General features: G+C 30.9%; 28 protein-coding genes and 2 tRNA genes. 21 read left to right on the forward strand and 9 right to left on the reverse strand.

Annotated features, from left to right (window positions below):
- Positions 1 to 54: 54 nt before the first annotated feature.
- The 3 genes from O3801_RS07470 to O3801_RS07480 form a co-directional block, all read right to left on the reverse strand.
- Positions 55 to 1,026 (reverse strand): Abi family protein, encoded by a 972-nt coding sequence (locus O3801_RS07470; RefSeq protein WP_294683138.1) that lies wholly within the window; start codon positions 1,024 to 1,026, stop codon positions 55 to 57.
- Between the two features lie 457 nt (positions 1,027 to 1,483).
- Positions 1,484 to 2,527 carry an SAP domain-containing protein gene (locus O3801_RS07475; protein ID WP_294683139.1) on the reverse strand — a complete coding sequence of 348 codons (1,044 nt, stop codon included), beginning with the start codon at positions 2,525 to 2,527 and terminating at the stop codon, positions 1,484 to 1,486.
- Between the two features lie 67 nt (positions 2,528 to 2,594).
- Entirely contained in the window at positions 2,595 to 3,479 is an 885-nt protein-coding gene (locus O3801_RS07480) for a helix-turn-helix domain-containing protein (RefSeq protein WP_294683140.1), read from the reverse strand.
- 176 nt (positions 3,480 to 3,655) lie between these two features.
- Here O3801_RS07480 and O3801_RS07485 point away from each other — a divergent pair, with 176 nt between their 5' ends.
- From O3801_RS07485 to O3801_RS07520, 8 genes are all read left to right on the forward strand, one after another.
- Positions 3,656 to 3,868, forward strand: coding sequence for a hypothetical protein (locus tag O3801_RS07485; protein WP_294683141.1), 213 nt, complete (start codon positions 3,656 to 3,658; stop codon positions 3,866 to 3,868).
- Between the two features lie 261 nt (positions 3,869 to 4,129).
- Positions 4,130 to 4,375, forward strand: coding sequence for a helix-turn-helix domain-containing protein (locus O3801_RS07490; protein WP_294683142.1), 246 nt, complete (start codon positions 4,130 to 4,132; stop codon positions 4,373 to 4,375).
- 86 nt (positions 4,376 to 4,461) lie between these two features.
- Positions 4,462 to 4,704: a hypothetical protein gene (locus O3801_RS07495; RefSeq protein ID WP_294683143.1), complete on the forward strand. Its 243-nt coding sequence runs from the start codon at positions 4,462 to 4,464 to the stop codon at positions 4,702 to 4,704.
- Position 4,705: 1 nt separating this feature from the next.
- A complete protein-coding gene (locus O3801_RS07500) occupies positions 4,706 to 6,961 on the forward strand; it encodes a VapE domain-containing protein (protein WP_294683144.1) in 2,256 nt (751 codons plus the stop codon).
- A 314-nt stretch (positions 6,962 to 7,275) separates the two neighbouring features.
- Positions 7,276 to 7,455 carry a hypothetical protein gene (locus tag O3801_RS07505; protein ID WP_294683145.1) on the forward strand — a complete coding sequence of 60 codons (180 nt, stop codon included), beginning with the start codon at positions 7,276 to 7,278 and terminating at the stop codon, positions 7,453 to 7,455.
- Entirely contained in the window at positions 7,456 to 8,139 is a 684-nt protein-coding gene (locus O3801_RS07510; RefSeq protein ID WP_371454562.1) for a hypothetical protein, read from the forward strand.
- Between the two features lie 54 nt (positions 8,140 to 8,193).
- A complete protein-coding gene (locus tag O3801_RS07515; protein ID WP_294683147.1) occupies positions 8,194 to 8,355 on the forward strand; it encodes a hypothetical protein in 162 nt (53 codons plus the stop codon).
- A gap of 485 nt (positions 8,356 to 8,840) precedes the next feature.
- Positions 8,841 to 9,014, forward strand: a complete 174-nt coding sequence (locus O3801_RS07520; RefSeq protein ID WP_294683148.1) for a hypothetical protein — start codon at positions 8,841 to 8,843, stop codon at positions 9,012 to 9,014.
- Between the two features lie 530 nt (positions 9,015 to 9,544).
- Here the strand turns inward: O3801_RS07520 and O3801_RS07525 are convergent.
- The gene (locus tag O3801_RS07525; protein ID WP_294683149.1) at positions 9,545 to 10,300 is read right to left on the reverse strand and encodes a type II toxin-antitoxin system PemK/MazF family toxin; all 756 of its coding nucleotides are present in this window, start codon (positions 10,298 to 10,300) and stop codon (positions 9,545 to 9,547) included.
- Between the two features lie 510 nt (positions 10,301 to 10,810).
- Between O3801_RS07525 and O3801_RS07530 the strand changes: the two genes are divergently transcribed.
- Positions 10,811 to 11,110 carry a hypothetical protein gene (locus O3801_RS07530; protein WP_294683150.1) on the forward strand — a complete coding sequence of 100 codons (300 nt, stop codon included), beginning with the start codon at positions 10,811 to 10,813 and terminating at the stop codon, positions 11,108 to 11,110.
- Between the two features lie 112 nt (positions 11,111 to 11,222).
- Here O3801_RS07530 and O3801_RS07535 read toward each other — a convergent pair whose 3' ends face one another.
- Positions 11,223 to 11,807: a cell wall-binding protein gene (locus O3801_RS07535; protein ID WP_294683151.1), complete on the reverse strand. Its 585-nt coding sequence runs from the start codon at positions 11,805 to 11,807 to the stop codon at positions 11,223 to 11,225.
- A 363-nt stretch (positions 11,808 to 12,170) separates the two neighbouring features.
- Here O3801_RS07535 and O3801_RS07540 point away from each other — a divergent pair.
- The 7 genes from O3801_RS07540 (at position 12,171) to msr(D) (ending at position 19,580) form a co-directional block, all read left to right on the forward strand.
- A tRNA-Gly gene (locus tag O3801_RS07540) sits at positions 12,171 to 12,244 on the forward strand.
- Between the two features lie 20 nt (positions 12,245 to 12,264).
- A tRNA-Asn gene (locus O3801_RS07545) sits at positions 12,265 to 12,338 on the forward strand.
- Between the two features lie 178 nt (positions 12,339 to 12,516).
- Positions 12,517 to 13,821 carry a GTPase ObgE gene (gene obgE, locus O3801_RS07550; protein ID WP_294683152.1) on the forward strand — a complete coding sequence of 435 codons (1,305 nt, stop codon included), beginning with the start codon at positions 12,517 to 12,519 and terminating at the stop codon, positions 13,819 to 13,821.
- A 12-nt stretch (positions 13,822 to 13,833) separates the two neighbouring features.
- Positions 13,834 to 14,280: an ACT domain-containing protein gene (locus tag O3801_RS07555; RefSeq protein WP_271965415.1), complete on the forward strand. Its 447-nt coding sequence runs from the start codon at positions 13,834 to 13,836 to the stop codon at positions 14,278 to 14,280.
- Positions 14,281 to 14,371: 91 nt separating this feature from the next.
- Entirely contained in the window at positions 14,372 to 15,709 is a 1,338-nt protein-coding gene (gene rlmD / locus O3801_RS07560; RefSeq protein ID WP_371454563.1) for a 23S rRNA (uracil(1939)-C(5))-methyltransferase RlmD, read from the forward strand.
- Positions 15,710 to 16,779: 1,070 nt separating this feature from the next.
- Positions 16,780 to 17,997 carry a macrolide efflux MFS transporter Mef(A) gene (mef(A), locus tag O3801_RS07570; RefSeq protein ID WP_000417519.1) on the forward strand — a complete coding sequence of 406 codons (1,218 nt, stop codon included), beginning with the start codon at positions 16,780 to 16,782 and terminating at the stop codon, positions 17,995 to 17,997.
- Positions 17,998 to 18,116: 119 nt separating this feature from the next.
- The gene (msr(D), locus tag O3801_RS07575) at positions 18,117 to 19,580 is read left to right on the forward strand and encodes an ABC-F type ribosomal protection protein Msr(D) (RefSeq protein WP_000420313.1); all 1,464 of its coding nucleotides are present in this window, start codon (positions 18,117 to 18,119) and stop codon (positions 19,578 to 19,580) included.
- A gap of 117 nt (positions 19,581 to 19,697) precedes the next feature.
- On the opposite strand, the gene O3801_RS07580 is transcribed toward msr(D), so the two are convergent.
- The 4 genes from O3801_RS07580 to O3801_RS07595 are packed head-to-tail and all read right to left on the reverse strand — an operon-like array spanning position 19,698 to position 20,942.
- On the reverse strand, positions 19,698 to 19,961 hold the full coding sequence (locus O3801_RS07580; protein WP_001821895.1) for a DUF5960 family protein: 264 nt from the start codon (positions 19,959 to 19,961) through the stop codon (positions 19,698 to 19,700).
- 22 nt (positions 19,962 to 19,983) lie between these two features.
- Positions 19,984 to 20,352, reverse strand: coding sequence for a hypothetical protein (locus tag O3801_RS07585; RefSeq protein ID WP_000567222.1), 369 nt, complete (start codon positions 20,350 to 20,352; stop codon positions 19,984 to 19,986).
- A gap of 12 nt (positions 20,353 to 20,364) precedes the next feature.
- Complete coding sequence (locus tag O3801_RS07590) at positions 20,365 to 20,700, reverse strand: DinB/UmuC family translesion DNA polymerase (protein ID WP_000806926.1); 336 nt, start codon at positions 20,698 to 20,700, stop codon at positions 20,365 to 20,367.
- Positions 20,697 to 20,942: a hypothetical protein gene (locus tag O3801_RS07595; RefSeq protein ID WP_001813542.1), complete on the reverse strand. Its 246-nt coding sequence runs from the start codon at positions 20,940 to 20,942 to the stop codon at positions 20,697 to 20,699. Before O3801_RS07595 ends, O3801_RS07590 begins: the two co-directional genes overlap by 4 nt.
- Before the next feature lie 655 nt (positions 20,943 to 21,597).
- On the opposite strand from O3801_RS07595, the gene O3801_RS07600 reads away from it, so the two are divergent.
- The 5 genes from O3801_RS07600 (at position 21,598) to O3801_RS07620 (ending at position 25,058) form a co-directional block, all read left to right on the forward strand.
- Positions 21,598 to 22,362, forward strand: a complete 765-nt coding sequence (locus O3801_RS07600) for a phospholipase D-like domain-containing protein (protein WP_371454564.1) — start codon at positions 21,598 to 21,600, stop codon at positions 22,360 to 22,362.
- A 32-nt stretch (positions 22,363 to 22,394) separates the two neighbouring features.
- Complete coding sequence (locus O3801_RS07605) at positions 22,395 to 22,937, forward strand: GNAT family N-acetyltransferase (protein WP_316452043.1); 543 nt, start codon at positions 22,395 to 22,397, stop codon at positions 22,935 to 22,937.
- Positions 22,938 to 23,366: 429 nt separating this feature from the next.
- Positions 23,367 to 23,882, forward strand: coding sequence for a hypothetical protein (locus tag O3801_RS07610; RefSeq protein WP_371454565.1), 516 nt, complete (start codon positions 23,367 to 23,369; stop codon positions 23,880 to 23,882).
- A gap of 160 nt (positions 23,883 to 24,042) precedes the next feature.
- Positions 24,043 to 24,231: a hypothetical protein gene (locus O3801_RS07615; RefSeq protein ID WP_274459410.1), complete on the forward strand. Its 189-nt coding sequence runs from the start codon at positions 24,043 to 24,045 to the stop codon at positions 24,229 to 24,231.
- Between the two features lie 62 nt (positions 24,232 to 24,293).
- Positions 24,294 to 25,058: an ATP-grasp domain-containing protein gene (locus O3801_RS07620; RefSeq protein ID WP_371454566.1), complete on the forward strand. Its 765-nt coding sequence runs from the start codon at positions 24,294 to 24,296 to the stop codon at positions 25,056 to 25,058.
- Positions 25,059 to 25,111 lie beyond the last annotated feature (53 nt).

Consider the following 25,111-nt stretch of genomic DNA (forward strand, 5'->3'; position numbering starts at 1 on the left):
TAAAAGCACTGGTAATTTTACTAGTGCTTTTTTCTATTTTTTAAATAAACTAAATTAATTATTTTTAGTTTTTAATTGCATAATCTGAAGTTCATTAGGTAATCCTATAGATGAAAATAATTTATTAGTATAACTATGATTTTTAATTTTACCTCTAAGGTTATTCATTCTTTTTCTTATAGTGTTATTAATTTTTGCATATTGGTTATAATTGATAAAAAATTTAAGATAAAGTATAGAATTATAAATACTTTGTCTATTATCGCTATTAAGGATATTTAACGGTGTATGTATATCAGCATAAAAAGGTAAATCATTCTTTAGAGTAGTTTCTAACATTTTATTATTATGTGCTGTTATATTTCTTAATTCAGTAAGATTTTCTAATCCTTTTTGTATAACGTTAAAGTGTATATCTTTAATTGAAGTGGTACTTAAATTATCTTTAACAAACTTCGCCAGTTCTTTTGCAACATCATTTTTTATTTTATCAGGCAATAAATTATAAAAGTATGTTACTTCACCTAATGTAAGATAATCAACCAAAACCCAAAACGGTACAACTGAATGAACCTTATAATAATGTTTAATTGAATTATTATTTCTTTTCTTCTCTTTGTAATAATTTAAAGTATTGGCAAAGTTAGAAATTTGTCTACTTACTTTTATAATATCCTTACTACCGTATGTTTTTATATCTAAATATGAATATAAATCATTTTTAAAATGTTTACAGTAACAATAAGCTAAAATTGACTTAAAGTGTCTTTCAGCTTCAATTATTCCTTCAAAGATAACAGTTTTTACTACTTTATCAAAGTGATGTATTTCAAGAATATCTTCAAAATACACATCATCATAATATTTACTAGTATCAGAATTTATAAAGAATTTACTATAAGCATTTACAACATTGTAATAATTATACTCCAGTAAATACTGTTTAGCTTCTTTCTTATCGTTAAATTTTAGGTTTCTATCCTCTAAAATTTTAAGTTGTTGATCTAAAGTTTTAAAAGGTTTCATATCTATCCTCCTTTAATTAAAACAAAAACACCGCATATATCTTAAAATATACACGGTGTATTGCACACATAGAACCCCTTTTCATATTAAAAGTAGGCTACCTATATGCTTATCTCTTATGTATATTTTAGTATTTTTTAAAATAATTGTCAATTATTTACTATCAATTTTTTTTAACTTTTTTTAACATTTTTTAACTTTTTTCCACGTTTTTGATTGTTTTTTTCCAATTTTGTGGTTTATTTACGATTTTATATAGTTTATTAAGTTGTTAAATATCCTTATTAAACAACTGTACCGCTTCTTGAGTGGTAGTTAACTGTTAGTTGATAACCAGTAAGCAAAGTGGAAAAAACAGTGTAATTTTCCATTTTGAATTGAATATCTTCACTCATATTGGAAAAAATGGCTTATTTTTCCATTTTGAACTGTTAGCTGTTAGCTGATGGTTGAATTATTATTCTTTTAAAATGAAACCAATTAAAGAACTAAAGAAACCTTTTTTCTTTACCTTGTTTTCATTCTCTAATAGCAAGTTATCCTCTTTATGTTGTCTATATAACTCTATTTCTCTATCTAATTCTTTACCTGTATTTTTTATTTTACCTTGTTCTTTATTCCTCTTATAAATTCTATTTATAATACTATCAACCCCATAAGAGTTTTTTAAGGCAAAAGCAGTAATAAGGCTTTCTATTTCTTCATCAGTGAAATAGTGTAATGTATATAGGTTTGTTAACTCTAGATAGTATGCAGTTAAATTATTTTTTAAATCGAAGTTAGCTTCTAATAGAATTTTCATTTTATTAGTATAAAAATCTATTCTTTTCACATGTTCTTTAAATCTCTTTAGTGTATCGGTTGAGTAATCTAATGTATAACTAGAAAGATATTCAAAACAAGCTTTTAATAGATAATATAAAGCTTTATCTTTAGCGTTATATTTTATTAGTATTTCTGCCAGTTGACTATATAGAAATGAGTGGTTAGAATATTCGTGTATTTCTTTTTCAAAAGTACATTTACTTTCAATAAATTTTATAACTAAATCTACCTTATTTAGTTCTTTATTCGATAAGTAACAGTTATATACATCACATGGATAACCTATATTATAATCATGTAACAAATATACAAAATCAGTACTATTTACTATTTCAGAACCTTTAGCAGTGATAACACGTTCTTTTTTTATGTATTCTTGGTAATTACTTAAAGAAGCGGTATTTATTATACGTTCTATTAATTCTGCTTTTTTTCCAACAGTTTTTAAATCTTCCAATTGAAGTATATTTTTTAGTTCGTCTACCTTTAATTTATTTAACGAAGTGAAGCAATCTTCTCTATACTCAATATATCCACCCTCTAAAAGTCTTTGTAATGATTTTTCATTATCGTTATAGTATTTTTCTTTCCAAAAGTTTTGGTTAAGTTCAGAAGCACGGCTATTTTTATTAATATAATGTAAAATAAGAACATCAGTTCCGATTATATCTTTCACAGTAGTTAGTTCCTTTCTTTTGTTTTAAGAAATATCTTATTTAAGTAATAAGGGAAACTTCTAACTATTAATTGTTAGCTTCAGTTATTTCTATTACTTTGTCTATAATTGCAGTAGTTAAGTTATTTATTACCGCTTCTTTATAAGGTATTTCAAATACACCATTTTTTTCTAACACCTTTTCAATAGTATTCTGTATTTCTTGATACATTTTATCATCGCTGTAAGTTAATCTTAATCGATATTTTATAGTATCTATTAAGTTAGTGAAAAAAGGGAGAATTTGGTATTTATTGCTAATATTATCACCTTTTAAAATACTTAATAACGCCTTATAATAATCAAAGTCTTTTGGTAATTCAGTAAAGTTATATGGTATATTTTCATCTAATAATACATTTTGATATATACCTAATTTGCTTGTATCATCTTTACTAATATCATAAATAGCATGTTTCAATGCAGTTTCATCATCTAAAATATTTAAAACTAATTGCTTATATTTATCTAATAAAAATAAATTTGATTGTACATAGTCATCTAGTGCATAATCTAGTATTTTGTCAAAATCATTTTCAAGTAAGTTAATGATGTCAGATATATCATTAATTGTTTTTGATTTACTTTTAAGATATTTTTTAGTAATCACTAGAAAATCAAAACAAAGAAAGTCAGTCGCAATATTAGAATTATTTAATATAAAGTTTTCTAAATTGTTTTCTAAGAATTCATCAATAGAACCATATAACAACTCATTAACAGTAATATTTCCTTTTTTAGCGATTATTTCTAATCGAGAGCGGTTAGGTACATTTTTTCCTTTTTCCCATTCCGAAATACTACTTTTACTAGCATTTATAACCTTACCAAATTCATCTAAAGTTAAATTCATACTATTTCTTATTTTGAAAATACGATGACCTAATTTTATTTTATCTATATTGAATTTCATTTTTTTAACCTCTGATATAATTATACAGTAAATTATACACTATAATTAAAAGAAATTAAATAATAAAGTTCGATTTTTTCGAAAAAAATTTAATTTAGTACTTGACTAGTACAAAAAATAAGTATAAAATATAGTTGTTCGATAAATTCGAAATTAATAAGAAAGGAGGTAGCAAAATGAAACCTATAAAAATAAGTAAAGTGCGTTCTTACAGGTATGCATTAGGTAAAACACAAAAAGAAATGAGTGAGTTACTTAATATCCATAATGTTGTATATGGACGTAAAGAAAGGATGTTAGTACCATTTACTGACAAAGAAAAGGTAATATTATTAAATTATTTTAGGGAATATTTTCCGGATGAAACAATTGATAGTTTATTTTTTTAATTCCTATGTTCGATATATTCGATATAAAAAAACCTTTCAAGTACCAAGCTACCAACTAGACTACTTAAAAGGTTTCAAAGGAAGTATTTAACAAAAATACTTTCTTACATTATATCATAAGAAAGGACTTAACAAAATGGAGAACAAAGAACTTTACATTAATACTTTTTGTTGTGCAGTGGTATTTATACCATTCATAACAGCATTTATTTATATACTAGCTATGCTAATGGACAGCATTTATTAAAGGAGCGTGATTATATGTTTAGTACAGAATTTGAACAAGAAGTAATTAAGGCGGTTCGTGAGATAGTAAAGGACATTTTACAGGACGAAATAAAGCAAGATAAACGCTATAACCAAACGGAACTATGTGAAAACTTAGGTATAGGATTAGAAACCTTATCAGACCTAAATAGACGCGGTTTAAGACCAACTAAAGTTGGCAGACAGTACATCTATCTTGAAAGTGAAGTAAACAAGTTTTTAAGAGAAAATACAATCTAAAATATAGATATCTAGCACGTATCAAAGAAGTTAATAAAGGCGGTTACTATACCGCTTCTTAAAATAAAGATTAGGAGATAATAACAATGGAAAAAAAAGACCAAATTAAAAAACTAGAAGAGATTGAAAGCAAAGTAAGAAGTGTAGTTATAAACCTTAGTGTATTAAAGAATTATGCTGAACAAGTACCTAATGATGTTGAGTTATTAGACCAGTTTAAAGAAGACTTTGTAACGTCTATTAGTGACATGATACCAGTACTTGAAGAAGTATTCTTTGAAGATGTAGACGATTTAATTCGTAGTTTAGAACAAAATGAGGTGATGTAATTTGATCTATAGACAAATTGGTTTGCATACCAGTAAGTTAAAATTGATTAAACATAGTTTTAAAACCCCTTTAGAAGCCTTAACAAATACACCGTTTGATGTTGTAAGTGAAAATGAAGACTTAGAAAAGTATAAATCAGATAAATCTTTACAGTTTTTAAGTGGAGATATTACACCTAATGAAGACGGTAGCTATACAAGGAATGATAGCAACGTAAACTCAAGAGATTTAATAGTAATCGATATAGAGAAAACAGGCTTAAACTCTCAAGAGGTACAAAATATCATTCAAGAGAAATTAGCTAGCTATAAATACTATTTATACTCAACTATCTCACATGAGCCAAATAACCCACGTTTAAGGCTTGTATTAGAAGCTAGTAGGGAAATACTGGAAGATGAATACAAACCAACTATACAGCATGTTATGGCTCTAGTAGGTGTAAATTATGATACTAAAAGTTATGTATGGTCTCAACCTCAAGGGTTACCTATTGAAGTTGAAGGGAAAGAAACAGTAAGTATTAAACAGTTGGAGGGTGAAGCATATCCAGTACAAGAAGCGGTTAAAGAAGAAAAGAAAGTTATTGCCACGTATTCTAATGAACCTATAAAGCAAATACTACATGATGAGGCAATTTCTATAATGAAAAAGTATATAGAGAACGAACCAGACAAGTTACAAGAAAGAAATGAGTATTACTTATCTTGTTTAACTGTAATAGCTAAAAGCGTGGTTACTGGTGAAATAGAATACAGTACAGCTATTGAATGTATGGAGTTGTTAGCGTTAGGGAATGAAGAGTGGAAAGAAAACAACGTTAAAGAACTTAACGGAGAAATAAAGCGAGCCAACGGCAGTATAGAGTATTTTAAGAATGATTATACTTTTAAAAGTAAGTTTGAAAAAACTCAACAAGGCATACAGGTAACTAATGCAGTTACTCAAGAAAAAATGAAAATTTCAACCAATGAAAATGGAAAGGTTATTCAGACCCTAGTGAACCTTGAAAAGATTATCTTATCAATTGTACCAGTTTCATATAATGAACTAACACATGCGATAGAGATAGTAAATAAACAAGGTGAAACAACAAACTATGAAGAACGCGAAAGGAACTTAATAAGAATGGATATAGAAAAAAGATTTAAAATTAAAGCTAAAAACGGTGATATAGATACAGCAGTTACTTGTGCTAGTGATAAGTTTAGATATCACCCTATAAAAAGTAAAATACTTTCTGAAGAGTGGGACGGAATACCTAGAGCAGAAAGCTTTTTTATAGATGTATTAGGAGTTGAAGACAATGTTTATAATCGTGAATGTACTAGAAAATGGCTATTAGCTGGCATATATAGATTATTTGAGCCTGGAACTAAATTCGATGAAATGTTAATAATACACGGAGACCAGGGTTTAAGTAAAAGTACAACATTTAAAAAGTTAGCATTGAATTTTTACGTATCAGAAACAGAAAGATTATCACTAGAAACACTTATAAAAATAGAGTTAGCTTGGATTGTTGATTTTACAGAATTAGCTACAATGAAAAAAACTGATATTGATACCTTTAAAGCGTGGTTAAGTGAAACAAGTGATACTTATAGAGGTAAATACGATAAAAAAGCTAGAGTTCATGAACGACATTTTATTATTTGCGGAACTACTAATGATAAAGAAATTTTAACTGATAGGACTGGAAACCGTAGATATTGGTTGATGTATGGAGATGAAGAAAATAGAAAGATGAATATTTTTGACATTGAGGAAGACTATATATTGCAATTATGGAGCGAAGTTTATCAATGGTATCAAAACAGAGAAACATTATTAATATCAAATCAAGCAAAGTTACACATGAGAAAATTAACAAGTGAAGCTTTAGAATATAACCCACTAGAAGAGCGTATAAACAGCATTTTAGAAATGCTTGTACCTAAAAACTGGATAGAGTATTTTAAAAACGGTACTAATAGGTTTAAATTTTATAAATATGTAAATGAATTTGTTAATTTTGGCACTATTGATGAAAGTATTCCACGAGAAACCCAAATACAAGACATTACTTCATATGAGTTAGGGTATTTAATTGGAGAGGGAGAAGAATTTAAAATGAATTTAGGAGGTTCAAAACTTGCTAAAGATATAAACAAAGTAATGAACAATTTACCAAATTGGGAAAAGTCAAATAAGATTGATAGAAACGGTAAAAAAGTGAATGGCTTTAAAAGAAAAAATAAGGATCTAAAAGTTTAAGTATAGATTAGGTGTAGTTGAGTATGGAATTTTTAAAAAATCTATACCACATGAAAAACCTTGATACATCTATATTTTATTAATATTCGGTATAGAAGTATAGTTATTATTAATAAAAAATATAATAAATATAATGAGTATAATAAATATATATTACAGCTACCATATATAAGTTATATATATTATTTTGTTAAAATAAACCGTACATCTATACCAACTCTTTAAAACGTTGATTTAACAATGTTTTAAAAGTGATAGAAAGGATTTTAAAACTATACTTTGTTCCATGCCAAATTAAATAAGGAGAAAAGAAGATGTATAAAATTACTAGAATTGTGCCTTTTAAGTGCCATTATGAAACTTTACAAATAAAAGTTGCGGACGTTGTAGAAAATTTACAAGACGATGAAATATTAATTAGCATTAATTATTGTGAAATTGAATATCCACATGATTATGTGAAAGCCTTTCTACATATAGGTAAGGTTATCTAAATGCAGTTAACAGCTTCAGAAAGTAACCGATTAGACTGGTACATAGATGATGAAAACAGACCAGTAGAAGCTATTAAGTTGATAGATAAATACTTATCAAGTTTGACCGCTTCTGATAGTGATGAATTGATAAGTATTTATTTCAAATTTGAAAAAGAGATTAAAAGCCAAAGGCAAAGGCAACGTATAGAAAAGCATAAAGCTAACATATATAAATTACTTGTAGAAAATGGAGTTTTAGGAAAGAAACAGGATGAAACAGAAGTGAAAATATACAAGTTAGAGCTATATAAACGACTTACAGAAGATGTAGGTTTGATAAACGTAAAAATTGAAGTGCTTAAAGAAAAGTTAAAGTATAAGAATAGTATTAAGGCCGTTGACTATTCAAAAGAGAGAGTACACGGTATTAACGCTAGTATCGATTTTAGCCTTAATACAATATGTGAAATAGAAGAGTTGGAGAGAAGAAGAAAAAGACTACTTATTAAAATTGAAAAAGTGAAACAGAACATACTAACAGCTATTGATAATATGCAGTGTACAGATGAGCCTACGAAAGATATATTTAGAAGAAGATACATACATCTTGAGAGTTGGGAAGAAATATCTAATAAATTAAATCAACCTGTTAACAGTATATTAATTTTTCACAATAGCTATTTATACTTTATTGAACTATAATACCGCTTCTGTATAGTTATAAAATTTAAACAATTTAGAAAGGATAAAATACATATGGATGAAATGGAAAAAATGCTTAAAGAAATAAATGTAGAAGAAACTCTAAAGGAGATTGATGAGAACATTGACTTTGAAGAACTTGATAAAGAGTGGGCTCGTAACCTTGATGAACTTGACAATTTATGGAGTGATAATATTAGAGAACTCAGTAAATGATGAATTATAAAAGGTGACAAAGGTGACATATTAAAAAAAGGTATTTTTGAGAACCTAAAAAGGAGAGGACATCTATTAATAGGTGTCTTTTTATTTATCCTTAGAAGCGGTTGAACTCCGAGCGAACTCCGAGAAAATTAAAATTATTCGGCAGTTTCGGCACCCCTAAAAAGTATTAAGTATTTAGTTGAACAAAGAACGAACAAAGAGAAAATTAAAAGTATCCGGCTATTTTAGACGCCCTAAAAAGAAACCAAACATTTCTAACCCCCTAAAAAAAGTATCCCGAGATTTCCGAGCCCCTAAAAAGAGTATCCGGACATTTCGGACTCCCTAAAAAAGAGAGTATAGGGACGTTTATTTACCTTGTAAGAAGTCAAGGGTGTAATTATAAGGGAAAGTATAAACAGAACGCTTAGAACGTAAAATACAGCGTGTATATTTGCCGATAAAATGTTATAATTAGTTGAGAGAGGTAAAAACCAATGTGTAAAAAGAAATTAGGAGAAAAAGAATTTAATAGGTTTAGTTACTTGCGACACATACCAAATTATTATAAAACTGATGAAGAATTTAAAGAATATTGTAGTTTTACAGCAAGATTAGGACTACCTAAACCTAATAGAAAATCAAAAGTAAGACCACTACACGAAAAATAGTACTCTTACATGCTTAACCACTAAAAAAGACGGTTAAAAAACCGTCCGATCAAAATTATTTAAACTGGTTAGTGCAAAAAATACACATACCTTATACAATGAATTTATTAATTTAATTTGAAATTAATTCCTTTGATATGTGCTAGATGTTGACAATGTTTTGACAATGTTATTTAAAATATTATAGAGGGATACAGGGAGAAAGATTTTATAAAACCTTAATTTAACAAGTGTTATCCTGTACTGGTGTATGGCAAAGTATTCAAAGGAAAACAGAGAAACTAAATAATAAAGTTAGAGAAGCCTTAAAGTATCAACGTTTAAGGCTTTTTGTTTTGCCTTTTGACTGTCTTTTGACTGTCTTTTTTATTATGTGAAAACGAATTTGAATGTCATACTAATAAAAAAACCGCCAGCAAATTAATACTGACGGTGAGAGCATTGAGCTCTAGTTATGATTTGCGATAGATACAATTAAGTACCTATGTTAGTAATTATATTTTATAATAAATTAGAGTAGAAGTCAAATTTTAGTTTTTAAAAAATAAGTTTTTAATACCATCTTCTATGATTTTTAGTGTATCATCTGTAACTCTTATTTTTGTTAGAGGATCTAAATTGTCTTTACGCTTAAAAATTTTATTTTTGTCTATGGTAGTAATAGCGTCTATTTTTATATATGTTTCTTTATCGAAATCTTTTATGTATTTTTTTACTCTATCTTTTGCATTTTCAACTATATTTCTTTCTAATAGGACTTTTTGATAAAAAATTTTTAATTGACGTAAATCTTCAGTAAATGGTTCTCCGTTTTTTTCCCTTTCTTCTAATTTATTTAAATCTGATTCAATTTTTTTCATATTGTTATCGTTTAATTTTATTTGTTCTTCAAGATAATCTAATGTCAGTGAAGCTAATCCCCTAGAAATACCTGCAGTTAATTTTATATTTTGTTTGCCTTCTTTAGAAGTTAAGGGAACAACAGTAATTGTATTATCTCTCTTACTATCATTTTTGTTTAGTGTTATTGCATAATGGTATGATGAAAATTCAGAACCATAATTTATACCGAAATCAACATATACTAAAGTACCTTGTGGGAAAACCGAGTTTCGTCTTCTTTCTCCTAGTACATCCCTTTCAAGTTGTGTAGTGTAATTTTCCATACTGGATCCTAATCTTTTAGTTTTAAAGTGATTTGGATTTTTATTTGTTATACTTTTTAGTTTATCTGTTGCCACTTCTAGTTGTTCGATATTTCTTCTTTCTAATTGTTCTTTATCCATAATAATTCCCCTTTATATAGTGATAAATAGAGTAAACATAATTTTAATAGCTTAGATGATTTATAATTTTGTTAGTATACTCTATATTTTTTTGTTTAATAGTATTTCCTAATAATTTTATGAACAGTTTTTTACTAGGTTGACTCAATTATATTATAGTCTATAAAAGGTATAAAATAAATTATAAACTTATATGAGTAACTGAAATTATACAATTTGTTAATTGACTTACTATATATTGAGTGATAGTATGTATGCGAAAAGAAAAAATAATTAATGTTGATTTTTATATCGATTAAGGGGATGTATTTTATGAGTGATATGAAAATTAATAAAATGAATAAACAAAGAGAAGTGTCTATATTAATGCAAAATACATTATCAATATTATTAAACATAAGTATCGGCATAAGCGAGAGAAGGAGACTCCGGTGACTAAGTTAATTTAATTTTAAAAGAAATTATATAAAAAGAATTATTTTATTAACACAAAATACGGAGGTAAAAAAAATGAATAAAGAGAAAATAGTTGAAGAAATGGAATGTATCCAACAAAAATTGATAAGTTTACAACTTACAATGGAATTATTAGCAATGCACACAGATGTAATTAATGTATTAACTTTAGATGAACTAAGAAGTCTAGATATTCCAACAGACATATTAATTAAATACTGGGACAAAGCAAGAGATGGTCATAATTTGTATATGATGACTGACGCTATTGCTAAACAAACATCAGACGATTTATCGAAGATATGTTATGAGGGATTTGATGAATTGAAAACTATGATAAATAATATTGCATAGTCTATAGAAAGAACAAATAATATTTTTTAACTTAATTATTCACAAAATTTATCACAAAAGGTTTGATATAAATAATATTTTATTATACATCAAACCTTTTTGTTTTATTGTATTATTTAGTTACAGGAACTTCGAAAGTAGCACTTTCCATTTTTTTACCATCATTATCGAATTGATTAAAAGAAATTTTAATTTTGTCGCTTTCTACGCTTAAACCATATCCCATAGTAGATTCTGAAATTGCACCAACTGGAGTAGGTTCTGGATATTTTTGGGAACTAATAGGATAAATTCTAGCCTCCCTTTCGGCTCTATCAACAACTGTTCTAGGAGCTAAAAATAGGTCTTGATATTCACTTTTAAAACCCAAGTTCTCATACGTATATTTTATGATAACTACTTGTGCTATGTTTTCTTTGATGTGTTTATTTCTATCTTGAGTAGTTTTAACCTCAGTTATTTTCAGCTTCCATTGACCATCTACAATCCATTCTTCATTAAGTCCGTATACTTTATCTGTAGAGTTTTGATTTTTTGTGGTTGTAGCACTTTTTTCTGTTGTAGGTCTATCTGCTATTTTAGCTTTATTCTCCGCTGCAGATCTACTTTGTCTAACTAGTTCACCTTTTATTAAAGAGCAGCCACTTAGAACTACTGAAGCGGATAGTAGACTTATAAATAGTAATTTAGTTTTCATATTTTTCTTCTCCTAATTTGTAAACGTGTAATTCTTACCGAATAAATTATATCTCTAAAAAAAATTATAAATTATAAGGTATTTTTAGTCAATATACAGTGATTGCGTTGTATTTTGATTTCTAAAATTAGAATAAATTTTAGAAACACCTTTACAAATGGAAGGAAAACTATTATACTATATATTATCCAATGAAAACAATGTTATTTTTTTCTACAGATATTTCTTGTTTTTCAAAAGAATTCTTTAGTAAAGCTAACAAAATTAAAAATTTCAAAAAAAATAAAAAAAGTTTAAAAAAGTTGTTGACAAATAATAATATCTATTATATAATTAATACATAAGTTAATAACAAATGTTTATGCGGGTGTAGTTTAGTGGTAAAACCTCAGTCTTCCAAACTGATGTTGTGAGTTCGATTCTCATCACCCGCTCCATTTTTTTATTTAGAGATTTTTCCACAGTAGCTCAGTTGGTAGTAGCATCTGACTGTTAATCAGAGGGTCGCAGGTTCGAGTCCTGCCTGTGGAGTAAAGTACGGCTGTGTATGCAGCCGTATATTTTTTTGTTTAAAATCTCGCTAAATATTATTATCATAGGAAAAATTATGTTATAATAGTTCATGGTATATGAACTTTTATCAAGTTGAATTTTATATAGTTTAAAAGTTGAAGTTTAAGAAAAAAAGAGAATTTTATAGGAGATTTTTATGTTTTTAGATGAGGTAAAAATATTCGTCCGATCAGGTGATGGTGGGAATGGATTAGTAGCATTTAGAAGAGAGAAGTATGTTCCAAAAGGTGGACCAGCTGGAGGAGACGGTGGACGTGGTGCCAATGTCGTATTCATAGTTGATGAAGGATTAAGAACTTTCATGGATTACCGTTATCAGAAGAAATTCGTAGCACCTAATGGTGAAAACGGGATGAGTAAAGGTATGCACGGTAGAAAGTCTAAAGATTTATACTTAAAAGTACCACCAGGAACAGTAATTCGTGATACTGATACTGGAGAAGTATTAGCAGACTTAGTAGAACATGAGCAAGAAGTAGTAGTAGCTCGTGGAGGACGTGGAGGACGTGGAAACTGTCGTTTCGCAACACCTTCAAATCCAGCGCCAGAAATTGCTGAAAATGGTGAACCAGGAGAAGAAAGAAATCTTACATTAGAATTAAAACTTATGGCTGATGTAGGTCTTGTTGGATTCCCATCTGTAGGGAAATCAACGTTATTATCAATAACATCAAAAGCAAAACCAAAAATTGCTGATTATCACTTTACAACATTAGCGCCAAATCTTGGAGTAGTAGAAACAAAAGACCACAGAAGTTTTGTTATGGCTGACCTTCCAGGATTAATCGAAGGGGCTAGCCAAGGTGTAGGTCTTGGACATCAGTTCTTACGTCACATTGAAAGAACAAAAGTTATTGTACACGTGGTTGATATGTCAGCAACTGATGGTCGTGATCCATATGAAGATTATAAAATTATTAATCAAGAGTTAGCAGAATACAACATGAGACTTTTAGAAAGACCTCAAGTAGTAGTAGCTAATAAGATGGATATTCCAGTGGCTAGTGATAATCTTAAAGAGTTTAAAAAACACTTAGAAAACGATGGTGAAGAAGTTGATATAGTTGAAATTTCTGCATTCACACGTAGTAATATCGATAACTTACTTTATAAAATAAGTGACATACTAGATAACACAGATCCAAATATGTTATATGAACTTGATACTGAAGAAGAAAGTATGGAAAACAGAGTTCTTTATAAACATAAACCTAAGGATGAAACATTCAAGATTACTCGTGATGATACAGGAGCTTATGTAGTAAGTGGACCTGGTATCGAACGTGCATTCTTAATGACTGATTTCAACCGTGATGCTTCTGTTAGACGTTTTGCTCAACAAATGCGTTCTATGGGTGTAGATGATGCTTTACGTGAAAGAGGATGTAAAAACGGTGATACTGTTAAGATCCTTAAAGGTGAGTTTGAATTCGTAGAGTAGGAGATAGCCACTGTGGATAAAGAAAAAGTTTATTACATAATTAGAGAAGATGTATTGCCAGAAGCTGTAAAGAAGACATTAGCTATGAAAAAAGCTTTAGAAGAAGATTCTAAATTATCAATCTTAGAAGCTTCTAAAAGGTTTGATTTAAGTAGAAGTGCATTTTATAAATATAAGGATACAATTTTTCCGATTCAAGATGTGAAAAGACAATCAATTCTATCATTATCTATCGATGTTGATGATATTCCAGGAATATTAGGTAAAATTTTAGCGGTTGTTAATGAAGAAAAGTGTAGTGTACTTACTATTCACCAAACGGTGCCGATTAATGCAAAAGCTACGATAATTATTTCTTTAGAGCTAAGCTCAGGTGATATAAATATTGAAAAATTAAATAAACGAATTAAAGATCTTGAGTTTGTTAATTCAATTAAAGTAATTGGTTTAAGCATGTAAAGATAGTTTAATAAATATTAAATGTAGGAGAACAGAGTAGGGAAGTCAGTTTCCTATAGCTGTTCTCCTTTTTATTTTAGAAAGGTGAATTATGCAAAAAAATGATATATTCGAAGGGAAGGTTATAGATTATACACATGATGGTCTTGGTGTAGTTAAAATTGATAATTTTCCAATTTTTATTGAAGATGTTATAGAAGGTGAAGTAATCGAGTTTAAGATAATTAAATTAAAGAAAAATCTTGGTTACGGAAAAGTTCTTAATATTATTGAAAGTTCTAAAAATAGAGTAGATGGAATTCCGAAGACTTCAGGAGCAAATTTAGTTCATATGAACTATGAAGAACAGTTGAAGTTTAAGAAGAAAAAAGTTCAAAATGTTATGGATAAAGCTCTTGGAAAAGATTCTATTGAAGTATTAGATACGCTAGGAATGGAAGACGGATATCATTACCGTAATAAGTCTGTGATTCCAGTACAAAAAGTTAATGGTGAAGTTAAGATGGGGTATTATAAACCTCGAAGCCATGATGTTGTTAATATAGAGAAATGTTTTATTCAATATGATGAACACAATGTATTAATGAACAAGTTACGTAGTCTAATTTCAGAACTTAACTTATCTATCTATGATGAAAATAACCACTCAGGTGCTATTAGACATATTATGTTCAGAACAAATACCTTAAAAAGTGAAATCATGGTAGGTATTGTAGCGAAAGAGAAGTTTAATAAACTAGATGAATTCGTTAAAAAAATATCTAAATTAGATGATAGAATTGTTAGCATTATGCTAAATATTAACGATAAGAAGACAAATGTAATCTTTGGTGATAAAACTGAAAATCTATTTGGTAAGGATTATATAACTGACACGTTAGACGGAATAAAATTTAAGATTTCACTTCGTTCATTCTATCAAGTAAATCCAGTTCAGACAGAAGTATTATATAGTAAAGCATTGGAATTTGCAGAATTAAAAGAAACGGATACGATAATTGATGCTTACTGTGGTATTGGAACAATCAGTCTATTCGCAGCGAAGAAAGTTAAGAAAGTATATGGTATTGAAATAGTAGAAGCGGCTGTTTTAGATGCTCGCGAAAATGCGAAAAATAATAATATAACTAATGCAGAGTTTTTACTAGGTAAGAGTGAAGATGTAATTAAAAAATTAATCTCACAAGATGTAAAATTAGATGCGGTTATTGTGGATCCACCACGTAAAGGATGTGAGGAAAGTTTCCTACGTGATCTTGCAGCTATGAATATAGAAAAAATAGTCTATGTTAGTTGTAATCCAGCAACATTAGCTAGAGATATGGAAATTATGAGAGGTCTAGGTTATAAACTAGGTTCAGTGCAACCTGTAGATATGTTCCCAGGGACGTACCATGTTGAGGCGGTAAGTTTGCTAGTCAAGGAGTAAAACGACGAAGATTAGCATTTACTTCCGCCCATGCGATAGCTGTCCGTGATTGACAAGTGCTAGCACGCAGACAGAACGGAGATAGCGAACCGCTGAGTGTGTCGCTCTGCTCGTAAAAGCTTAGAAACCTTTGAACGAAAGGGATAATGAAAGCCTTGATTGCAAGGCTTTTTGCTTTATGGTGGGTAAGTATCAGAGTGAGAAAATTTTTGGAATGAGTAGAAGTGATAGCTAGAAATTATCAGTTTCTATTTCCATTTACCCTGTGGGTACGTGTTTGTTTCCATTGACAAGGAGTTTGTGGGAATAGAAATGTACCCACCTTGTTTGAATCAAGTGAAGTGTAGTTGAAGGAAATCTGTTGAAAGCAATACTTCATTTTACCGAATAAGTAATAATTTAGGCAACTTCAAATCGATTAAAAAAAACTATTTTAAAGGTTAAGAGTAGACAAAAATTGTCCACTCTTTTTTGCAAACTCAATTTATCAATAAATGAAATGAGGGAATGTAAAATGAAATATTTTGAGGTTGAGTTAGAAAATCCTGATGAATTTTTAAAACTACAAACAGAAGATTTTGTGAAAGCTAATCGCTTGCTACTAAGGAAGATAATCCAGAGCGTTACAGTCTATGAAGAAAACTTCGTCATATCCTTTAAATCTGGCATCGAATTGGAAGTATGAGTCTCATTCCATAACTTTTATATTGAACATATCATCTTGTTGTGTTATACTATAAATTGATATAAACAAAGATGTAGGAGGAACCGAAACTATGACAGCCTCAATGCGTTTAAGATAAGCTGGCAATAAAAAAAGCAGAATCTATACCCGATGATAGGCTTTTTTGTTGTGCTTATTTATACGATATTGAGCATTCATTAGTTACGGTGAGGATATTGGTTATTTAACTATACCTTTATTTAACTATGTCTTTAATATGAATGTTTCCAAATTGTATGTATGCAGACCAAAAGCCACATTGTGGGGTTTGGCCTGCATTTTTTATTGCCTAGAATGCTATTCAAAATAGAAATTCAAGCAAAATAATATGCAGGAGATAATATAAATGGAAAAATACAACAATTGGAAACGAAAATTTTATGCAATATGGGCAGGGCAAGCAGTATCATTAATCACTAGTGCCATCCTGCAAATGGCGATTATTTTTTACCTTACAGAAAAAACAGGATCTGCGATGGTCTTGTCTATGGCTTCATTAGTAGGTTTTTTACCCTATGCGATTTTGGGACCTGCCATTGGTGTGCTAGTGGATCGTCATGATAGGAAGAAGATAATGATTGGTGCCGATTTAATTATCGCAGCAGCTGGTGCAGTGCTTGCTATTGTTGCATTCTGTATGGAGCTACCTGTCTGGATGATTATGATAGTATTGTTTATCCGTAGCATTGGAACAGCTTTTCATACCCCAGCACTCAATGCGGTTACACCACTTTTAGTACCAGAAGAACAGCTAACGAAATGCGCAGGCTATAGTCAGTCTTTGCAGTCTATAAGCTATATTGTTAGTCCGGCAGTTGCAGCACTCTTATACTCCGTTTGGGATTTAAATGCTATTATTGCCATCGACGTATTGGGTGCTGTGATTGCATCTATTACGGTAGCAATTGTACGTATACCTAAGCTGGGTAATCAAGTGCAAAGTTTAGAACCAAATTTCATAAGGGAGATGAAAGAAGGAGTTGTGGTTCTGAGACAAAACAAAGGATTGTTTGCCTTATTACTCTTAGGAACACTATATACTTTTGTTTATATGCCAATCAATGCACTATTTCCTTTAATAAGCATGGAACACTTTAATGGAACGCCTGTGCATATTTCTATTACGGAAATTTCCTTTGCATTTGGGATGCTAGCAGGAGGCTTATTATTAGGAAGATTAGGGGGCTTCGAAAAGCATGTATTACTAATAACAAGTTCATTTTTTATAATGGGGACCAGTTTAGCCGTTTCGGGAATACTTCCTCCAAATGGATTTGTAATATTCGTAGTTTGCTGTGCAATAATGGGGCTTTCGGTGCCATTTTATAGCGGTGTGCAAACAGCTCTTTTTCAGGAGAAAATTAAGCCTGAATATTTAGGACGTGTATTTTCTTTGATCGGAAGTATCATGTCACTTGCTATGCCAATTGGGTTAATTCTTTCTGGATTCTTTGCTGATAAAATCGGTGTAAATCATTGGTTTTTACTATCAGGTATTTTAATTATTGGCATTGCTATAGTTTGCCAAATGATAACTGAGGTTAGAAAATTAGATTTAAAATAAACAATATTGGAGGAATATTTATGTATCTTATTTTCATGTAACTCTTCCTGCTAAAATCGCAGGGTTTTCCCTGCATACAAGCAAATGAAAGCATGCAATTATAGACAGGAGGAAATGTTATGGAATTAATATTAAAAGCAAAAGACATTCGTGTGGAATTCAAAGGACGCGATGTTTTAGATATAAATGAATTAGAAGTATATGATTATGACCGTATTGGTTTAGTAGGAGCAAATGGTGCTGGAAAAAGCACTTTACTCAGGGTACTTTTAGGAGAATTAACTCCCCCAGGATGTAAAATGAATCGTCTGGGTGAACTTGCCTATATTCCCCAGTTGGACGAAGTAACTCTGCAGGAGGAAAAAGATTTTGCACTTGTAGGCAAGCTAGGTGTTGAGCAATTAAATATACAGACTATGAGCGGTGGTGAAGAAACAAGGCTTAAAATAGCACAGGCCTTATCGGCACAGGTTCATGGTATTTTAGCGGATGAACCTACGAGCCATTTAGACCGTGAAGGAATTGATTTTCTAATAGGACAGCTAAAATATTTTACAGGTGCACTGTTAGTTATTAGCCATGACCGCTATTTTCTTGATGAAATAGTAGATAAAATATGGGAACTGAAAGATGGCAAAATCACTGAGTATTGGGGAAACTATTCTGATTATCTTCGTCAGAAAGAGGAAGAACGTAAGAGCCAAGCTGCAGAATACGAACAATTTATTGCGGAACGTGCCCGATTGGAAAGGGCTGCGGAGGAAAAGCGAAAACAGGCTCGTAAAATAGAACAGAAGGCAAAAGGTTCTTCAAAGAAAAAAAGTACTGAAGACGGAGGGCGTTTAGCTCATCAAAAATCAATAGGAAGTAAGGAAAAAAAGATGTATAATGCTGCTAAAACCCTAGAGCACAGGATTGCGGCCTTAGGAAAAGTAGAAGCTCCGGAAGGCATTCGCAGAATTCGTTTCAGGCAAAGTAAAGCATTGGAGCTCCATAATCCATACCCTATAGTCGGTGCAGAAATTAATAAAGTATTTGGGGATAAGGCTCTGTTTGAAAATGCATCTTTTCAAATTCCGTTAGGAGCAAAAGTGGCGTTAACTGGTGGTAATGGAATCGGAAAAACAACTTTAATCCAAATGATCTTAAACCATGAAGAAGGAATTTCTATTTCGCCTAAGGCAAAAATAGGTTACTTTGCACAGAATGGTTACAAGTACAACAGTAATCAGAATGTTATGGAGTTTATGCAGAAGGATTGTGACTACAATATATCAGAAATTCGTTCAGTGCTAGCATCTATGGGGTTCAAACAGAACGATATTGGAAAAAGTTTATCTGTTTTAAGCGGTGGAGAAATTATAAAATTGTTGCTTGCTAAAATGCTCATGGGTAGATATAACATCCTAATAATGGATGAACCCAGTAACTTCCTTGACATACCAAGTTTAGAGGCTTTGGAAATACTAATGAAGGAGTACACCGGAACTATCGTGTTTATCACCCACGATAAACGATTACTCGAAAATGTAGCAGATGTAGTTTATGAAATTAGAGATAAGAAAATAAATCTGAAACATTAAATTTAAGGTAGTCGCTGGTCAGTATAGTCTGTTCTGGTTGGCGACTCCATTGTTAAAGAGTATAAAGACTTTAGATTTTATGAATATTAAAAATAGGAACAGTCAATTGAACTGCTCCTATTTTTCTGCTAAATATATTGTAGTTTTCTTATATGTATAATGATAGATTAGCGGATTCTCATCTACGGTACTTACTTCAAATATGAAGAAGTGATCGCGGTTATCTCTGGACTTTTCCTTATTGAGGACAAAGTAATTCTTACGTGAAGTCGCCATTGTTTTTAGGATATCATCAGTTAGGAAGGTCAATGGAATATTCATGTTAGAGTAGCGGTAGAAGTCACGTTCAAAATCTTGGTAGCTCTCGCTATAATAGTCCATTTGTAGGTGATTACGCTGAAACTCAAGCTGATTCATAGAGCACCTCCTCGACAAGTTCAATACTAATAATGTCTTTTAATTTCAAATTGATGTGACCTGTTGTAGTTTTTATCAAAATGAAATCTTTGGTCAGACTTGGTATTGTTCCAGTGTAGGAAACACGCTTGTTTTTTTCAATCACTTGAATGCGTGTGCGTAGCTGCCCGGCGTATACTTGACTGAGGAGTAATAATTTCTTCTCTAGTGATAAGTCAGACATGTACGTTACTTTGTTTGTATCATCAGAGAGTGCTGATGCATGTTCAGATAGGAAAAAGCCCATCCATTTTTGCATCTTTGTATCCTGGTACTCTCTTGCTGATTGAAATGGTAAATATGAACGGTCAATCATATCAAATCCTTTCTATGCAGAGGCAAGGGTATTTTTATCAAATTGAATCGTAAAACCTTGAATTCCCCCACCTGTGTAACATTCTTTAAAGCGATTGATTACCTCAGTATAGATTATCACAGATGAGCTTGTTGGCTTAATGCTAAATGTAAATTCCAATGGTAATCGGTTTTCAGATTTAGCATGTACTAGTCGTATCGATATTTCAGTTGTTTTGAGTTTTCTCTGACGAAGTTTTGAAGTTGCTGTTTCAACGATTCCATGTAAAAATCTTTCAAGCATTTCAATATCATTACATCCTTTGCTACGGATTTCTGAAAATTGTACTGTATTTTTTTCTTGTTTCATTTTAATCCCTCCAATCCACCCGCGGAATGACCACCGATAAGTTTACTGCGTTCAATATTTCTGGAACCTTCAGTTAGGACGGTTCCTTTTTGTATGGCTAAAAAACCAAACTGTTCTCTGACAACATCAATAGCTGTCTGAAGTCTATTATCTTTTTCAATTTGTTCTACATCATCAAAGAGTGATAGTAGAGTATAGCTTTCATCTACGAAGCCACTATAAGATACACCAATTTGTCTCACTGCACCAGAGGTGTATTTTTTCGGAATAATACAAGTACATGACTCACCATTGTTTTGGGGAGATTTGCGGGTTCAATTTTATTCTGAGCATTTATAGATTTTTTCATCTCAGTCCTAGAATAGCCAATATGAATAGAAACGACAGTAGTCAATACTAGGGCTACTGTTCCGTTCCACAGTATCATTTAAAAATCATTTTCACACCCTTTCGTCTATTAGTATAGAAGAAAGCTCTCAGCACATGTTGAGTGTGTAGTATTGATGTTAAGAGTTGCACCCGCTAAGTAAATAAAATATAGAAAATAAAGGCTTATTCTAGGCTATCGTTAAAAGGTATCGATAGCTTAGAGTAAGCCTTATTATTTGAGAGAAAATAAGGTTGAGCGGGAACATATCCATAGCCTAGAGTTGACACTAGAGAATGGATAATAAGAAAAAATGCACCCACTGGCACCCAGCTATAAATTTGACAATTGTAAAATAGCCTAATTAACATTATAATATAACTAAGAAACAAGTATACTAATCCCCTGCATATAGGGACGTGTACCTGGTGCCATAAAGATTGGATTATATTGGGATATTCCTGCAGACGCTGAAAAACCAAACGATAAAAGAACTAAGAGTGGTAAATATATAAAGAGAGGTGATATTAATGGATAGAAGTGCTTTCATTAAGACTCTGATAGAAGTATTGAAATATGATAGAAAATACAGAACAATTGAATCAAGAGACCAACTGTTGAGGTTAATAGGTAGAGCAAGAGTAAACTTTGTTCCACAATATGAATTTGCAAATCATGGGCGTTCCTATCAACATTGGGAGATTGTGGAATTACGAGTTCCGGTTCCTTTGTTAGAAATCGCAGAAGAAAATGAGAAGATTCTAGAAGAGTTAGTAGAGTATGTATATGAGGAGTCTGATGATTATGCTTTACATCACGTTGAAATACGTCCACAGGTAATTGATACACCAGATGAAGTAACAAAGCATAATGTAGTTTTTGATGCAATTCAAGATGAAGTAATTCAGGGAATTAGAGATGCTAAATTTATAATTTGGGCAGCTGTTGCATGGTTTTCTAATGAAGCTATTTATCAAGAGTTATTAGCGAAAAAGAAGCAAGGATTAAATGTAAGAATAATAGTTTCGCAGGAAGACTCAAATATAAATATGATTTCAAAACTGAGAGAGAATAAGTTCGATGTTGTGGTCATTCCGAGATGGGGAAATAAAGGATATAACCGTATGCATGATAAGTTTTGTATCATAGATATGGACTATGTAATGCACGGATCATATAATTGGACACCAACAGCTAATAAAAATGTAGAAACTTTAGTAACTGCACTTGATCATGAACTTGTCAAAAAGTTTGCTAAAGAGTTTATGGAATTATATAATGGGATTTATTTTTAAACAAAGACAAATTTGAATTTAAGGAGGACAAAATGATTTTAGAAACGGAAAGATTGATTCTTCGTCCATGGGAAGAAAGTGATGCAAATGATTTATTTCAGTATGCCAGTAATCCAGAGGTTGGTCCGATTGCAGGTTGGCCTGTACATACCAGTGTTGAAAATAGCAAGGAGATTATAAAAAGTGTTATTTCAGCACCTGAGACATACGCCATAGTTTTAAAAGAAACGATGCAGCCAGTGGGTAGCATAGGATTGATGATCGGCTCTGTAAGTGATAAAGGTATTCCTGATACTGAGGCGGAGATTGGTTACTGGATAGGAGTTCCGTATTGGGGTCAGGGTCTGATACCAGAAGCAGTTCGTGAGATTATGAGACATGGATTTGATGACTTGAATCTGGAGAAAATGTGGTGCGGTTATTTTGACGGCAATACAAAGTCAAAGAGAGTTCAGGAAAAATGTGGTTTCCGTTATCATCATACAAAAGAAAACGTTCTATGTGCATTGGAAGGTATTCTTCGCACAGAACACATAACCTGTCTATCAAAGGGAGAGTGGCTGTCGACTAAGTAAATCCCAGTTTGTCTAGGTAATACCTTTTAACGATAACCCTACTTATCGTTAAAAGGTTTATAGATATGTTCCCACATACGAACGCAACTACTTGACATACTTAGTGTTCACTCGTTTCATGTTGAGTGTGTAAGCTTGTTAGAGAAACGTTCCTAATAGCTATGAATAAATTATTGAAATGCTTCTTTTACTACCAATATTTTCTGTTCAGAATGTAGTTCAGCATAAGGAACTGAGGTAGATTTATAAGAGACTGTGGCAGGGAAGTTATAGTCTTTTTGAGGTTTTAATGGTATAATAAGATTATAAATGTGTATAATGTTTAAATTATCTGGAGGACGCATAATGTTGAATTTAGTAAAAGGTCACCGAGTTAGTTTGGTAGAAAACCTGTTTGAGTCATTTACAAAGTTAACTGAACATTATTTGATGGCGAATGTACACGCAGAAAAAATATTAGAGGTTTTTCAACACTTTATTGCGATTCATGACGAGCCCTTGTTTTTTATTTTGGAATTGCCTGTTAGTATTGATAGAGAAAAAGTAATAGAAAAGAATATTATCAACGAATTACATATGGATGTTTATTACATTGATAATTGTTCAATAGAGGAATGCCTTGTACTGTTGATTAGATACGGTGATTTGCTTGTTAATGATGGATTAAGTAAGTTTGGATTTGGTGGGCATAAAAGTCATGATGAAATTATGCTTGATAGCTATAATGTTGTGACAATTTATAGTAAAGAACTATCGAAATTTAATGACTTTTTTGAACCTCATAATATTCAATTTGTAGAAGAACTAGTGACAGCTTCGGAAACTTTTTCTGAGACTTCACCAGGAATTTCTGAAATCTATGAAAGTAACGGTAAAACTGTTTATGATTTGCCTGAAGAATTAGCTGAATGGGGAATATATTTAGCTGAAACTCGAACAGAATAGGTATATCTATAGGATTAGAAAGAGAATACTTCAATTCTCTAATACCGTTGGGATATTTTGTTACCTAATATAAAAAGTTCCGATTTTTTTCAATAGTATATTATAAAGATAGTTGACACAAGTGTTACACCTATGATAGAATTAACTAGAGGTGAAGAAAATGGCAACTGATAAAAATAGAATAATGATTAGCTTGGATGATAAAAATCTAGAGAAACTTGAAAATTTAGTAGAAGATGCTAGAGATAGAAGAGGAATGCGACTAACAAAATCCCAGGTTATTGAATTACTCCTAAATACCGTTGATTATTTCGATGATATTATGGGAGCTATTTACTTAAAAAAATAAGAGCAAAATTGCTATTATTTTTTTACAATCAGGTGCAACACTAGTGAAAAAGGAGTGATAAAATGGTTGTTTATATTAGACAAAGTAAATTACCAAGTGAGGTTTCAATTAATAAATACAATGCTCAAGTAGGTGCATACTTACAAGGAGAAGAAGTTATTTTATATCAATCTTTTTCTGAAATAAAACAGTTAACAAGTGATGATACAGTTGTAGATTATATAACGGAGACCAGAGCATTGCTAAAAATGATGGGGTTAAACGTTCCAGTTTATGACTATCCTATTGAGCTTAAAGTGTTTTATGGTCGAAAGATTTATGCAGGTGTTTTAGGAGAGATTGTAAATATACCTGATAATTGGGGAAAATTTATTAAGCCCAAAGCTGGTTCAAAAATCTTTACAGGAAGAGTTGTTAATGGAACCCGTGATTTGATAGGTATTGGTCTACCTTTCGACTATCCTATATGGATTAGTGAGGTTGTAGAATTCATAGCTGAATGGCGTTGTTTTGTTTTAGATGGTCGCGTGTTAGATGTTCGGCCTTATACAGGTGATTATCATACACAATTTGATCCTAGTGTAATTGATGAAGCCATATCATGTTGGAAAGATGCGCCAATAGCTTATGGACTAGATATTGGTGTTACTAGTGATGGCAGGACACTTGTTGTTGAAGTAAATGATGGTTATGCATTGGGAAATTATGGACTATCTCCTTTAAAGTCAATCAATTTTCATAAAGCTAGATGGAAAGAATTGGTAAAACCTTATTTTGAAAGAAACGATATTTTTACTATGCCTAAAAATGAAAATATAAGTTTCTAAAAGAAACAGAAGTAAATCTGTGTTTGACTGCAACTAGTAAGTTGCAGTTTTTT

It is taken from the genome of Gemella sp. 27098_8_149, assembly GCF_041433745.1.
Taxonomy (GTDB): Bacteria; Bacillota; Bacilli; order Staphylococcales; family Gemellaceae; genus Gemella.